The organism is Mycobacterium colombiense (genome assembly GCF_001665835.1).
In the GTDB taxonomy this organism is placed as follows: Bacteria; Actinomycetota; Actinomycetes; order Mycobacteriales; family Mycobacteriaceae; genus Mycobacterium; species Mycobacterium colombiense_A.
In genome coordinates this window covers 25,477-38,867 of sequence record NZ_LZSX01000039.1, presented here as the reverse complement: position 1 = coordinate 38,867, position 13,391 = coordinate 25,477, and the positions used below count along the sequence as shown (strand labels likewise).

12 protein-coding genes are annotated in these 13,391 nt (G+C 69.1%); 5 read left to right on the top strand and 7 right to left on the bottom strand.

Annotated features, from left to right (window positions below; genetic code table 11):
• The first annotated feature begins 45 nt into the window (after positions 1 to 45).
• A complete protein-coding gene (locus A5760_RS09595; RefSeq protein ID WP_064880034.1) occupies positions 46 to 1,923 on the top strand; it encodes a DNA polymerase III subunits gamma/tau in 1,878 nt (625 codons plus the stop codon).
• A gap of 4 nt (positions 1,924 to 1,927) precedes the next feature.
• Here the strand turns inward: A5760_RS09595 and A5760_RS09590 are convergent, their stop codons facing one another.
• Positions 1,928 to 3,238, bottom strand: coding sequence for a class I SAM-dependent methyltransferase (locus A5760_RS09590; RefSeq protein WP_196772044.1), 1,311 nt, complete (start codon positions 3,236 to 3,238; stop codon positions 1,928 to 1,930).
• Positions 3,235 to 4,626: an FAD-binding oxidoreductase gene (locus tag A5760_RS09585; RefSeq protein WP_064880308.1), complete on the bottom strand. Its 1,392-nt coding sequence runs from the start codon at positions 4,624 to 4,626 to the stop codon at positions 3,235 to 3,237. Before A5760_RS09585 ends, A5760_RS09590 begins: the two co-directional genes overlap by 4 nt.
• 81 nt (positions 4,627 to 4,707) lie before the next feature.
• Between A5760_RS09585 and A5760_RS09580 the strand changes: the two genes are divergently transcribed.
• Positions 4,708 to 5,145, top strand: a complete 438-nt coding sequence (locus A5760_RS09580) for an SRPBCC family protein (protein ID WP_064880032.1) — start codon at positions 4,708 to 4,710, stop codon at positions 5,143 to 5,145.
• A gap of 1 nt (position 5,146) precedes the next feature.
• Here A5760_RS09580 and A5760_RS09575 read toward each other — a convergent pair whose 3' ends face one another.
• Positions 5,147 to 5,908, bottom strand: coding sequence for an Rv3717 family N-acetylmuramoyl-L-alanine amidase (locus A5760_RS09575; RefSeq protein WP_082279407.1), 762 nt, complete (start codon positions 5,906 to 5,908; stop codon positions 5,147 to 5,149).
• 98 nt (positions 5,909 to 6,006) lie between these two features.
• On the opposite strand from A5760_RS09575, the gene A5760_RS09570 reads away from it, so the two are divergent.
• Both A5760_RS09570 and recR read left to right on the top strand, forming a co-directional pair.
• Positions 6,007 to 6,351 (top strand): YbaB/EbfC family nucleoid-associated protein, encoded by a 345-nt coding sequence (locus A5760_RS09570; protein ID WP_082279406.1) that lies wholly within the window; start codon positions 6,007 to 6,009, stop codon positions 6,349 to 6,351.
• Between the two features lie 14 nt (positions 6,352 to 6,365).
• Positions 6,366 to 6,977 (top strand): recombination mediator RecR, encoded by a 612-nt coding sequence (gene recR / locus A5760_RS09565; RefSeq protein WP_064880026.1) that lies wholly within the window; start codon positions 6,366 to 6,368, stop codon positions 6,975 to 6,977.
• An 18-nt stretch (positions 6,978 to 6,995) separates the two neighbouring features.
• On the opposite strand, the gene A5760_RS09560 is transcribed toward recR, so the two are convergent.
• The 3 genes from A5760_RS09560 to A5760_RS09550 form a co-directional block, all read right to left on the bottom strand.
• Positions 6,996 to 8,315, bottom strand: coding sequence for an MFS transporter (locus A5760_RS09560; RefSeq protein ID WP_064880306.1), 1,320 nt, complete (start codon positions 8,313 to 8,315; stop codon positions 6,996 to 6,998).
• A gap of 105 nt (positions 8,316 to 8,420) precedes the next feature.
• A complete protein-coding gene (locus tag A5760_RS09555) occupies positions 8,421 to 9,116 on the bottom strand; it encodes a type 1 glutamine amidotransferase (RefSeq protein ID WP_155764283.1) in 696 nt (231 codons plus the stop codon).
• Positions 9,117 to 9,120: 4 nt separating this feature from the next.
• Positions 9,121 to 10,350: a Mur ligase family protein gene (locus A5760_RS09550; protein WP_064880022.1), complete on the bottom strand. Its 1,230-nt coding sequence runs from the start codon at positions 10,348 to 10,350 to the stop codon at positions 9,121 to 9,123.
• Positions 10,351 to 10,507: 157 nt separating this feature from the next.
• Between A5760_RS09550 and A5760_RS09545 the strand changes: the two genes are divergently transcribed.
• Positions 10,508 to 11,500, top strand: a complete 993-nt coding sequence (locus A5760_RS09545) for a DEDDh family exonuclease (protein ID WP_064880020.1) — start codon at positions 10,508 to 10,510, stop codon at positions 11,498 to 11,500.
• Here the strand turns inward: A5760_RS09545 and leuA are convergent, their stop codons facing one another.
• Positions 11,501 to 13,357, bottom strand: coding sequence for a 2-isopropylmalate synthase (leuA, locus tag A5760_RS09540; RefSeq protein ID WP_082279405.1), 1,857 nt, complete (start codon positions 13,355 to 13,357; stop codon positions 11,501 to 11,503).
• Between the last annotated feature and the right edge of the window lie 34 nt (positions 13,358 to 13,391).

The following is a 13,391-nucleotide window of genomic DNA, read 5'->3' as shown; positions in this document are numbered from 1 at the left end:
CCTGCCGGGTCCGCATCGTCAGCGCGCGCCGGTAGCCTGCTGACCGTGGCCCTCTACCGCAAGTACCGTCCGGCAACCTTCGCCGAAGTGGTGGGGCAGGAGCATGTCACCGAACCACTCTCGATCGCCCTGGAAGCCGGACGGATCAACCACGCGTATTTGTTCTCGGGTCCGCGCGGCTGCGGGAAGACCTCCTCGGCGCGCATCCTGGCCCGCTCGCTGAACTGCGCTCAGGGCCCGACGGCCACCCCGTGCGGGGTCTGCGACTCGTGCCAGGCGCTGGCGCCCAACGCGCCCGGCAGCATCGACGTGGTCGAGCTCGACGCCGCCAGCCACGGCGGGGTGGACGACACCCGCGAGCTGCGCGACCGCGCGTTCTACGCGCCCGCCCAGTCGCGCTACCGCGTGTTCATCGTCGACGAGGCGCACATGGTGACGACGGCGGGGTTCAACGCGCTGCTCAAGATAGTCGAGGAGCCCCCCGAACACCTCATCTTCATCTTCGCGACCACCGAACCGGAGAAGGTGCTGCCGACGATCCGGTCGCGCACGCACCACTACCCGTTCCGGTTGTTGCCGCCGAAGACCATGCGGTCGTTGATCGGGCGGATCTGCGAGCAGGAGGGCGTCGCCGTCGACGACGCCGTCTACCCGCTGGTGATCCGCGCCGGCGGCGGCTCCCCCCGCGACACCCTGTCGGTGCTGGATCAGCTGGTGGCCGGGGCCGAGGGCGCGCATGTGACCTATCAGCGGGCGCTGGGCCTGCTGGGGGCCACCGACATGGCGCTGATCGACGACGCCGTGGACGCCCTCGCCGCCGCCGATGCCGCGGCGCTGTTCGGTGCGGTGGAGTCGGTGATCGATGCCGGGCATGACCCGCGGCGCTTCGCCACCGATCTGCTGGAGCGGTTCCGCGACCTGATCCTGCTGCAGGCCGTTCCGGACGCGGCCAGCCGCGGTGTGGTGGACGCGCCGGAGGACGTGCTGGAGCGGATGCGAGATCAAGCGACCCGGATCGGACCGGCGTCCCTGACCCGCTACGCCGAGGTGGTGCAGGCCGGGCTGGGGGAGATGCGCGGTGCGACGGCGCCGCGCCTGCTGCTCGAGGTCGTGTGTGCGCGACTGCTGCTGCCCTCGGCCAGCGACAGCGAATCGGCGCTGCTGCAACGCGTCGAGCGGATCGAGACCCGGCTGGACATGTCCATCCCCGGCTCCGAGGCCCCCGCCGGGGCGCCGCGCAGCGCGCCCGCGTCGGCCGAACCCGAGCCGCCCGTGCGGTTCACCCGGCCCTCCGCGGCGGCGGCCGCCAAGCCCGAATCGAAACCCGAGCCGAAACCCGAATCGAAGCCCGAGCCGGCCCCCGTGCCCGAACCTCCTCCGGCCGCGCAGGCCGCACCCGAACCCGCCGCGGCGCCGGCGGTCGAAACAGCCTCTGCGCCAGGTGAACTCAACACCGCCGCGGTGCGCAGCATGTGGCCGACGGTGCGTGAAAAGGTCCGTCAGCGCAGCCGCACCACCGAGGTGATGCTGGCCGGGGCGACCGTGCGGGCGATCGAGGGCAACACGTTGGTGCTGAGCCATGAATCGGCGCCGCTGGCCAAGCGGCTCTGCGAACAGCGCAACGCCGACGTCATCGCCGAAGCGCTCAAAGACGCGCTGGGCGTCAACTGGCGGGTGCGGTGTGAGGCCGGTGCACCGGCGTCGGCCGCGCCACCCCCTCCCGCCGGTGGGGGAGCCGGCCCGGCGGCGACGAACGTGACCGAGCCCGCGCCCGACGTGGATTCGGCGCGCCGCGACGAAGAGGAACACATGCTCGCCGAGGCCGTCCGCGACGAGCCGTCGGCGCCGCGCCGCGACCCCGAAGAGGTCGCGCTCGAATTGCTGCAGAGTGAGCTGGGCGCCCGCCCCATCGACAACGGCTAGCGGGTCAGGCCGTCCACCACGGCCGCAGCGGCAGGTCGTCGTCGCCTCGCACGTCGGTGTTGGCCGCCAGCACGTGATGGAGCTGAAGGTTGTTCTGCTCGAAGGCGACCCGCGACGCCGCCATGTACAGGCCCCACACCTTGGCGGTTGGCAGGCCGACCTCGGCGACCGCCACGTCCCAATGCTCGACCAGGTTGTGGCACCAGTCGCGCAGCGTCATCGCGTAGTGATGGCGGAAGTTCTCCGCGTGCAGCACCTCGAAGCCCGCATCCTGGATCGCGCAGGTGATGCGGCCCGAGCCGGTCAGCTCGCCGTCCGGGAAGACGTAGCGGTCGGTGAACCCCCCGGCGAACGACGTCGAGGTGTTGTCATGACGGGTGATGCAGTGGTTGAGCAGCAGGCCGCCGGTGCGCAGCTTCGACTTCAAGAACCCGAAGTAGGCCGGGTAGTTCTTGACGCCGATGTGCTCGGTCAGCCCGATCGAGGAGACGGCGTCGAACTGCGCCTCGCCCACGTCGCGGTAGTCGGAGTGCCGCACCTCGGCCAGCTCCGCCAGCCCCTCCTCGGCGATCGCCCGCTGCGCCCACTTCGCCTGTTCGGCCGACAGCGTGGCGCCGATGGCCCGGACACCGCGGTGCGCGGCGTAGCGCACCATGCCGCCCCAGCCGCAGCCGACGTCGAGCAGCCGGTCGCCCGGCTGTAGCCGCAACTTCTCGAAGATCAGCCGGTACTTGTTCTGCTGGGCGTCTTCCAGCGTCGCGTCGGCGTCGGGGTACACCGCGCACGTGTAGGTCATCGAGGGGCCCAACACCAGCTCGTAGAAGGTGTTGGAGACGTCGTAATGGTGATGGATGGCCTCAGCGTCGCGGGCCTTGGTGTGCATCAGCCCCTCGGTGACCCGGCGCCACCGCGGCGGCGTCTCCTGCGGCGGCGGTGCGACCGGCAACAACCGTTCGAAACCCATCGAACGGACGATGTTGGCCAGTACCCGGGCCGGCGGCCGCTTGAATTCCACCCGGTCGGTCAGCGTCTTGAGCAGTTCGTACGGATCACCGGGATGGACGCCATAGGCCTGCAGGTCACCGGCCACGTAGGCGCGGGCCAGGCCGAGCTCGCCGGGCGCGGTGGCCAGGTACGTGGCGCCGCGGGGGCTGCGAAGATCCAGACCCAGTTCGGCGTCCTCGCTTCCGGCGGTGCTGCCGTCATAGGCGGTGAACTTCAGCGGATGTCGCCCGGTCGCGGCGAAGATCTCCAGGATCTCGGCCATGCTGAGTTTGCCGGTCCGCGAGCGGTGGGGTTCTTTTGTCGTCGTCATCGCCGTTGCACCGCCTTCGCGTAGAGGTCGAGTAAACGAGAGTCGGGGTCGTAGGTCTTCTTGACGGTGTTGTAGGCCTCGCCGCCGTACAGCTCGTCGAAGTCCTCGCGGGAGTAGAAGGAGTCCGAATACAGCGACTTGTGGCCGTCGAGCTCGTCCACCTTGGCCTCGATCATCCGGTTGGTGGCGCCCTCGGTGGCGCCGGCCGGCACCGACGACCAGAAGCCGATGTTGACGTAGGTGTGATCCGGGCGAATCGGGTACAGCGGCCAGCCGTGGTGGTCGCGTAGCCGCAACGGGCACAACCAGATTGGCGTGATGGGCACGCTGTCCAGGAACCACTCCAGGAAGTCGCAGGTCCGTTCGACCGGCACCTCGACGTCCTGCACCACCCGCTCGCGCGCCGGCCGGCCCTTGCGCGTCTCGATCCGGTCGGACAGTCCGAAGCGGCGGTCCATGGAGATCAGCTTCGAATAGACGCTGCTGCGCCGGTAGCGGCGCGGCCACCAGCGCCGCAGCCGCGGGTTCTGCACGCCGAATGCGCGTGAGCACCAGAACCAGTCGGTGTCCCAGCGCCAGAAATAGTCGTTCATGGTCAGCCGGTCATCCTTGGTGGCTTCCAGGCCCGGGCCGTCGTGCCGGATGGACTGGTAGTAGATGTTGCGGCCGGTGTAGTCGCTGACCGGGCCGGGCGTGGTGGTCCGCCGGCCCACGCACAGGTAGCTTTCGTCGGCGCTGAAGACCACCCCGTCGAGATAGTCGACCGGTGTCCCGCCCTGCCCGCCGGTGTCGATGATGCGTTCCATGGCCGCGATCAGATCGGGCAGCGAGCGGAATCGGACGTGCCGCAGCGCCACGAACGGCGCGACGGATTCCAGCTCGATCCGGATCCGGGTCGAATACCCAAGCGTCCCATAGGAATTCGGGAAGGCGCGGAACAGGTCGGGATGCTGGGTGCGAGAGGCGGTGAGCAAATCGCCAGCGCCGGTGAGGATGTCCATCTCCAGCACCGACTCATGCGGCAGGCCGTTGCGGAACGACGCCGACTCGATGCCCAGTCCGCTGACCGCGCCGCCCAGGGTGATGGTCTTCAGCTGCGGGACGACCAGCGGCGAAAGACCGTACGGCAGCGTCGCGGCGACCAGGTCCGCATAGGTGCACATGCCCGCCACGTCGGCGGTGCGGGTTTCGGGATCCACGCTCAGGACGCCGGTCAGCCCGGACGTGTCCAGACCGGGGGCATCGCGTTTGGTGCGGGCGCGGAACAGATTTGACGTCGGCTTGGCCAGCCGGACGGCGGACGTCGCGGGAATGGATCGATAACTTGCCAGCATCCGGTCAACGCCGGACTTGTGGGCTGAGAGTGCAGATCCAAGGACTGGCACCAGATATACCCTAGTCTTCGACAACAGCCCGTGCACCCGTCGCAAGGGCCGGCACCGGGGAAAATCTTATGAGGAGGGGTCGCCTTGGGACAGGTGAACGCAGAGAGCACCATCTTGATCAACGCGGAGCCTGCGGCAACCCTTGCCGCCGTCGCGGACTATCAGACCGTCCGCCCGAAAATTCTCTCCCCGCAGTACAGCGAGTACGAGGTGCTGCAGGGTGGGCAGGGGCCGGGCACGGTCGCCAAGTGGAAGCTGCAGGCCACCAAATCACGCGTGCGCGACGTGCAGGTCAACGTCGACCTCGCCGGGCACACCGTCATCGAGAAGGACGCGAACTCGTCCATGGTGATCAACTGGACGGTGGCTCCCGCCGGACCCGGCTCCAGCGTCACCGTCAAGACCACCTGGACCGGCGCCGGCGGTGTGAAGGGCTTCTTCGAGAAGACCTTTGCGCCCTTGGGGCTCAAGAGGATTCAGGGCGAGGTGCTGGCCAACCTGAAGAAGGAACTGGAGAGCTGAGCTAGCGCGCCTGGCCCTGCGAGGCGAGGAAGCCCGCGACCCCCCGGACCAGTGCGTCGGCGTATTTCTGCCGGCCCTCGGCCGACTCCATCAGCGCCGAATCGGCGGGGTTCTTCATGTTCCCGCACTCGACCAGGATCGACGGGTACTGCGCCAGGTTCAGGCCGGTCAGGTCCGAGCGGCCGTACAGGCCGTTCTGGCCGATGTAGTTGGCCGGCGGGATTCCCGAGCCCTGCATCTGGTCGCGCATGATCCGCGCGTACTGCACCGACGGACCCGCCTGCACCTGGTTGAGGGGCGGGGCCGAATAGTTGACGTGGAATCCCCGGCCGGACGGCGGCCCGCCGTCGGCGTGGATGGACAGGACCGCGTTGGGGTGCAGCGCGTTGGCCGCGTTCGCGCGTTCGTCGACACACGGGCCCAGGGCGCTGTCGTTGGCGCGGGACAGCGCGGTCCGCACTCCCAGGGCGCTCAACTCGGCGCGCACCCGCAGCGCGGTGTCCCAGGTGAAGGTGTGTTCCATGTAGCCGGTGTTGGTCGCCGTGCCGCTGGTCTGGCAGTCCTTGGTGCCGCCGCGGCCGGTGGGCACCTGACGGTTGATGGAGCCGTCATTGGAGCCGTTGTGGCCCGGATCGATGAAAACCACCATGCCGGCGATGTTGGATGGGGCTGCCATGGCGTTAGGGATGATGATGGCCGACGCAGCAACAATCATGCAGATGATCGTCCGGAAGCCGACACGCCTGCTCAGTCGTAGGTCCACGGCGCAAAGCTAACGCCGCGCGGTCTACGCTGGGGGTTTCGAATCGCCGGAGACTCACGAGCGAAACCAACTCGAGACCAAGATGCGAGGGGATTGTCATGCAACCCGGAGGCGATATGTCGGCGCTGCTGGCCCAGGCGCAGCAGATGCAGCAGAAGCTCATGGAGGCCCAGCAACAACTGGCGAACGCCGAGGTGCATGGTCAGGCCGGTGGGGGCTTGGTCAGCGTTGTCGTGAAGGGCAGCGGCGAGGTGGTCGGCGTGAAGATCGATCCCTCCGTCGTCAACCCGTCGGACGTCGAGACCTTGCAGGACCTGATCGTCGGCGCCATGGGTGACGCGTCCAAGCAGGTCACCCGGATGGCTCAGGAGCGGCTGGGGTCGCTGGCCGGCGGCTTCGGCCCGCCGCCGGGGCAACCACCCGCGCCGGCGCAGGGGCTTTAGGCTCCGCGACCAACATGTTCGAAGGACCCGTCCAAGATCTGATCGACGAGCTCGGCAAGCTGCCGGGCATCGGGCCCAAAAGCGCCCAGCGCATCGCCTTCCACCTGTTGTCGGTGGAACCGTCGGATATCGACCGGCTGACCGCGGTGCTGGCGAAGGTCCGCGACGGGGTGCGGTTCTGTGCGGTGTGCGGCAACGTCTCCGACAACGAGCGGTGCCGGATCTGCGCGGATCCCCGCCGGGACGGCTCGCAGGTGTGCGTCGTCGAGGAGCCCAAGGACGTCCAGGCCGTCGAGCGCACCCGCGAGTTCCGCGGCCGCTACCACGTGCTGGGCGGTGCGCTCGATCCGTTGTCCGGGGTGGGGCCCGATCAGCTGCGGATCCGCGAGCTGCTGAGCCGGATCGGGGAGCGGGTCGACGACGTCGACATCACCGAGGTGATCATCGCCACCGACCCGAACACCGAGGGCGAGGCGACGGCCACCTACCTGGTGCGGATGCTGCGCGACATCCCCGGCCTGACCGTGACGCGGATCGCGTCGGGTCTGCCGATGGGTGGTGACCTGGAGTTCGCCGACGAACTGACGCTCGGTCGCGCTCTCGCCGGCCGCCGGGCCATGGTCTGAGCCGCCGGTCGCGAGCTTTCACGCTCCGGTCAGTTCGCCGGCCTCGCTGTCGACCGAAGGCCCAGATCCCGGCAGCGGCTTGCCGGCGACTTCCGGCATGAATCGAAGGGCGACCGTCCCCACCAAGCCCGCGAAGATCAGCATGTATGCCGGCACCATGGCGCTGCCGGTGCCGGAGATCAGCGCTTGAGCGATCACCGGAGTGGTTCCGCCGACGGTCGATAGCGCGATGTTGTACGAGATGGCCAGCGCTCCGTTGCGCACCCTGGTCGGGAACAGCGCCGGCAGGGCTTGGGGGGTGGTGCTGTCGAAACACAGTTCCATCAGTCCGACCAGCAGCACACCGATGAAGACCAACGCCAGGATGCCGCCGAAGCGCATCAGCAGGAATGCGGGGACCGACGCCAGGACGAGCAATCCGCAGCCCGTCCACATGATCGGTTTGACGCCGACACGGTCGGACAGCATGGCGACGAACACCACCGCGGCCATCAGGATCGCCAACGTCGCCACGATGATCACCAGCCCGGCCGTGTTACCCACGCGCACAACCACTTTGAGGTATGTCGGCAAGTATCCGGTGAGCATGAAGTCGGGGACCTGTGAGGTCACCACGATGGCCGCGCAGAGCACCATCGGCTTCCACTGCTCCACCACCGTGCGCCGAAATTGCTGCCAGCCGCGATCAGCCGGCGTATCCGGGTTGCTGCTCACCTGTTTGTAGGCGGGTGACTCCTCGATCCGCAGCCGCAAATAGAGGGCGATGACGCCGAACGGCGCTCCCAGCAACAGCGGAATCCGCCAGCCCCACGCCAGCATGTCGCGGCTTGGTAGCCAGGCCTGTAATGCGGTCACCAGCAACCCGGCGAGCACGAACCCGACCAGGTTGCCCAGCGGCAGGAACCCGACCATCTTGCCGCGTTTGCGGTCCGGGGCCCGCTCAACGAGATACGTCATCGCGCCGACAAACTCGCCGCCGGTCGACAAGCCTTGAAAGACCCGGGCGACCAGAAGCAGGATGGGCGCCCAGATGCCGATGGTGGCGTAGCCGGGCAGTAAGCCGGTCATGGTGGTCCCGACTGCCATCAGCATTATCGTGATCAACAAAACCCGTTTGCGCCCGACGCGGTCACCGAGCGGGCCGAGGACGAACCCGCCGAGCGGCCGCACCACGTAGGCCGCCGCCAGCGTGCTGAAAGTGGCGATGAGATGGACCGCGCTGACGCTGTTACCCGGATAGAACACCTGCGCGATGATGGTCGCGATGTAGCCGTAGACGCCGAAGTCGTACCACTCCATGAAGTTGCCGATGGCCGTAGCAAGAGTGTCCCGGCGCATCGCCGAATCGGTGTCGTGGGTGTCGTTGCCTGTACTGCGCTGCCGGTGCCGTCGGATGCTCATTGATATCACGTCACGTACCCAAAACTTTGCTGCGTGGAACTACTAGCGTGCCGCCAGCCGCTCGCGGCGCAGCAGGTCCACCTCCGGCATCGGCAGCGGCGCCAGCTCACCGACCACCGTGCCCAGCAGCAGGTCGGCCAGTTGCGGATTGCGGGCCAGGCACGGCCCGTGCATGTAGGTCGCGATCACGCTGCCCTGCACCACGCCGTCGAAGCCGTCGCCGGACCGGTTGCCCGCGCCCTTGACCACCGCGCCCAGCGGCGACGCCGCCGCTCCCAGCACGGTGCCGCCGCGGTGGTTCTCGAAACCGGTGAGACGCTCGGTCAGGCCGGCCAGCAGCGGCTTGGTCGCCAGCTCGCCGATGGTGCGCGCCTGTTGCGGCGACGTCGTCGCGTCCAGCATGCCCACGCCGTCGACGCGTTCCCCGGCCGACGTCTCGTACCAGTGCCCGAGCACCTGCACGGCCGCGCAGATCGCCAGTACCGGGGCGCCCCGTTCCGCGGCGCGCTGCAAGCCCGGGTGCTTGATCAGGTGCCGGGTGGCCAGCCGCTGCGCGTAGTCCTCGGCCCCGCCCAGCGTGTACAGGTCCAACGACTCGGGCACCGGCTCGGCCAGCGTGATCTCGACGATCTCGGCGGCGATGCCGCGCAACCGGAGTCGCTGCCGCAGCACCAGGGCGTTGCCGCCGTCGCCGTAGGTCCCCATCACGTCGGGCAGCACCAGCCCGATCCGCACCACAGAGTCAGCCATGCCGCGCCAACGCTCGTTGCAGCTGGAGGAACGCGGTGTAGTTGGCGACGACCTCCACCCGGCCGGGCGGGCATGACGCGATCGCGGCGACGGTGTCGTGCACCAGGGTGTGCCCGACGCCCGCATAGCCCAGCCGCACCGCCAGGTCGGTCCCGCGCTCCCCGGCGGCCACCACTTCGGTCTCCTCGAAGTGCTCGAACCGCACATCCCACAGCCACGACAGGTCCTCCCCGTCGGGCACCTGGCCGTTGACCGAGATGACCACCCCGGCGGCGTGCTTGTCGACCATCGACAGCGCCTCCTGCCAGCCGGCGGGGTTCTTGGCCAGCAGGATGCGCACCTCGTGCGCGCCGACGCGGACGGTCCGATAACGCCCCGCGACCTCGTCGACCGTCGAGACGGCCGCGACCGCCGACGCCGGATCCGCGCCCAGCGCGACCGCGGCCGCGACGGCCTGGGCGGCGTTGCCCCGGTTGACCGCGCCGGGCAGCGCCAGCCGCATCGGCAGGGCCAGGCCGTCGGGCCCGTAGAGGGCGTCGTCATCGAACCACCATTGCGGGCTGGGCCGTTTGAAGTCCGCGCCCGTGGAATACCAGTGCCCCCGGTCGCGGACGATGATCTCGCCGCTGCGCGGGCAGCTGACCGAGTCGTTCGACCACGAACCGCCCGCGGCCACCCACACCACGTTCGGGCTGTCGTAGGCCGCCGACGTCATCAGGACGTCGTCGCAGTTGGCCACGACGACCGCCTTCGGGTGCCGGGCCAGGCCGGCGCGCAGGGTCCGTTCGATGACGTTGATCTCGCCGACCCGGTCCAGCTGGTCGCGCGACAGGTTGAGCAGCACGACGACGCCGGGTTCGACGGCGTCGGAAACGTGCGGGACATGCATTTCGTCGACTTCCAGGGCTGCCAGCGGCGCATCGCGGCTGCCGGCAAGCGCGGCGACCAGGCCGGCGTCCATGTTGGCGCCCTCGGCGTTGGTGGCCACCGCGCCCAGCGTCGCCAGCGCGGCCGACGTCATCCGGGTGGTGGTGGATTTGCCGTTGGTGCCGGTGACGATGACGGTGCGCCGGCCGGCCGCGAGTTGCCGGAGGACCGAGCGGTCCAGCGTCATCGCGATCAGGCCGCCGATCATCGCCCCGGCCCCGCGTCCGGTCACCCGCGACGCCCAGCGCGCGCTCGCTCCTGCGGCGAGGGCCAGACGGGCGCGGGTGGTGACCACCCGGGAAGTTTAAATGTGCGCCGCGGCCGCATCGAATTCCCGGGCGATCGCAAGCGCGGCGCTTGTCGCCGGGCGCGGCGGGGCGCCCGCATCAAATTCCGCCCGACACGGCGCGTAGCGGCCAGGTGATGTCGGCCGGCCGTGCCATATTCAGTGCATGAGCGGGGTGTCCTGGGGTCGGCCGGCCAGCGAGCCGGACGCCGGCTGGGCCGTCGTCGATGTCGAGACCTCGGGTTTTCGCCCGGGTCAGGCGCGCATCATCAGCGTTGCGGCGCTCGGCCTGGACGCCGACGGCAACGTCGAACACTCCGTGGTGAGCCTGCTCAACCCGGGCGTGGACCCCGGTCCCACGCACGTGCACGGCCTGACCGCCGCCATGCTGGAAGACCAGCCCCAGTTCGCCGAGATCGTGGGCGAGGTGGCCGAGGTGCTGCGCGGCCGCACATTGGTGGCCCACAACGTGGCGTTCGACTACGCGTTTCTGGCCGCCGAGGCCGAGCTGGCCGAGACCGAACTGCCCGTCGACAGCGTCATGTGTACCGTCGAGCTGGCCCGGCGGCTGGACCTCGGCGTCGAGAACCTGCGGTTGGAGACGCTCGCCGCGCACTGGGGCGTCACCCAGGAGCGGCCGCACGACGCCTTCGACGACGCGATGGTGCTGACCGGTGTGCTGGCGTCGGCGCTCAAGCTGGCCCGCGCGGGCGACATCTGGCTGCCGATCCATCCGGTGACCCGACGCCGCTGGCCCAACGGCAGGGTCACCCACGACGAACTGCGACCGCTCAAGGTGCTGGCGTCCCGGATGCCCTGCCCGTATCTCAACCCGGGCCCCTACGTCGGCGGCCGGCCGCTGGTGCAGGGCATGCGGGTGGCGCTGGCCGCCGAGGTCGGCCGCACCCACGAGGAACTCGTGGAGCGCATCCTGCACGCCGGCCTGGCCTACACCGACGCCGTCGACCGGGAGACCTCGCTGGTGGTCTGCAACGACCCCGCCCCCGAGCAGGGCAAGGGCTACCTCGCCCGGCAACTGGGGGTGCCGGTGATCTCCGATGCGCAGTTCCTGGACTGCGTCGGCGCCGTCATCGGCGGCACCAGCATGGATGAATTCACCGACGCCGGCACGCTGGACCAGCAGCTGGCGCTGTTCTGATCAGCCGCGGGCGGCGCGGTTGACCGCCGACACGACCGCGCGCAGCGACGCGGTGGTGATCGACGGCGCGATGCCGACGCCCCACACCGTGCGGCCGCCCACCGGGCCCGACGGGTGCCGACCCGCTTCGCCCGGCTGCGCCGCGCTCGCGATCGACACCGACGCCTCCACGTAGGCCGCGGCCTGCGCGTCGTCGCCGGCGCTCATGGCGTGCTCGGAGTAGTCCAGGACGGCCACGTCGAAACCGATATCGCCCAGCGCGTGGACGAACGCGGCCAGGGGGCCGTTGCCCTGCCCGCTGACCTCGGTCTCCGCCCCGTTGAGCTTGACCGTCGCGGTGATGCGGGTGACGCCGCTGTCTTCCTCGGAGGCGTCGACGCGCTGCTTGATCCGCTCCAGCGGCGATACCGGGGCCAGGTACTCCTCGGAGAAGGCGTCCCACATCTCCTTGGGACTGACCTCGCCGCCTTCCCCTTCACTGATCTTCTGCACCACCTGGGAGAACTCGATCTGCAGCCGTCGCGGCAGGGCCAGCCCGTGGTCGGCCTTCATGATGTAGGCCACCCCGCCCTTGCCGGACTGCGAGTTGACCCGGATCACCGCCTCGTAGGTGCGCCCGACGTCCTTGGGGTCGATCGGCAGATACGGCACCTGCCAGAGCATGTCGTCCACATCCGCGTCGGCCTCATCTGCGGCAACCTTCATCGCGTCCAGGCCCTTGTTGATGGCGTCCTGGTGGCTGCCGGAGAACGCGGTGTAGACCAGGTCCCCGCCGTAGGGGTGACGCTCGTGCACCGGCAGCTGATTGCAGTACTCGACCGTGCGGCGGATCTCGTCGATGTTGGAGAAGTCGATCTGCGGGTCCACCCCGCGCGAGAACAGGTTCAGCCCCAGCGTCACCAGGCAGACGTTGCCGGTGCGCTCGCCGTTGCCGAACAGGCATCCCTCGATGCGGTCGGCGCCGGCCTGATAGCCCAATTCCGCTGCGGCGACGGCGGTTCCGCGGTCGTTGTGCGGATGCAGGCTCAGGATGACAGACTCCCGGTTGGCCAGGTTGCGGCTCATCCACTCGATCGAGTCGGCGTAGACGTTGGGAGTGGCCATCTCGACCGTGGCGGGCAGGTTGAAGATGATCGGGTTGTCCGGCGTCGGCGCGATGATCTCGCCCACGGCGTCGCACACCTGTTTGGCGTACTCCAGCTCCGTGCCGGTGTAGGACTCCGGCGAATACTCGAACCGCCACCGGGTGCCGGGGTGCTTGGCGGCCTCCTCGACGCACTTGCGCGCGCCTTCGGTCGCGATGGCTTGCACCGCGGCCCGGTCCGCGCGAAACACCACGCGGCGCTGCAGGATTGACGTCGAGTTGTAGAAGTGCACGATGGCCTGCGGCGCGCCGTGGCACGCATCGAAGGTGCGTTCGATCAGTTCGGGCCGGCACTGGGTCAGCACCTGGATGGTGACATCGTCGGGGATGGCGCCGTTGGTGATGATCTCGCGGACGAAGTCGTAGTCGGTTTGGCTGGCCGACGGGAATCCGACCTCGATTTCCTTGTAGCCCATGCGAACCAGCAGGTCGAACATGCGGCGCTTGCGTGCCGGGCTCATGGGGTCGATCAGCGCCTGGTTGCCGTCGCGCAGATCGACCGCACACCACAGCGGCGCGCTGTCGATGATGCGGTCGGGCCAGGTGCGGTCGGGCAGCCGGATGGGCTCGACCTCTTCGGCGAAGGGCCGGTACCGGTTGACCGGCATCGACGAGGCCCGCTGCGGGTTCCACGCGGGCTGTCCGGGGCCCGGTGGGCCGGCCGGCTGGACGATGGTTCGTGTCGAGCTGAATGCGTCGGGATTGCTAGTCACGGTGATTGCTCCGGAATCTCAGAAGGGGGGACTT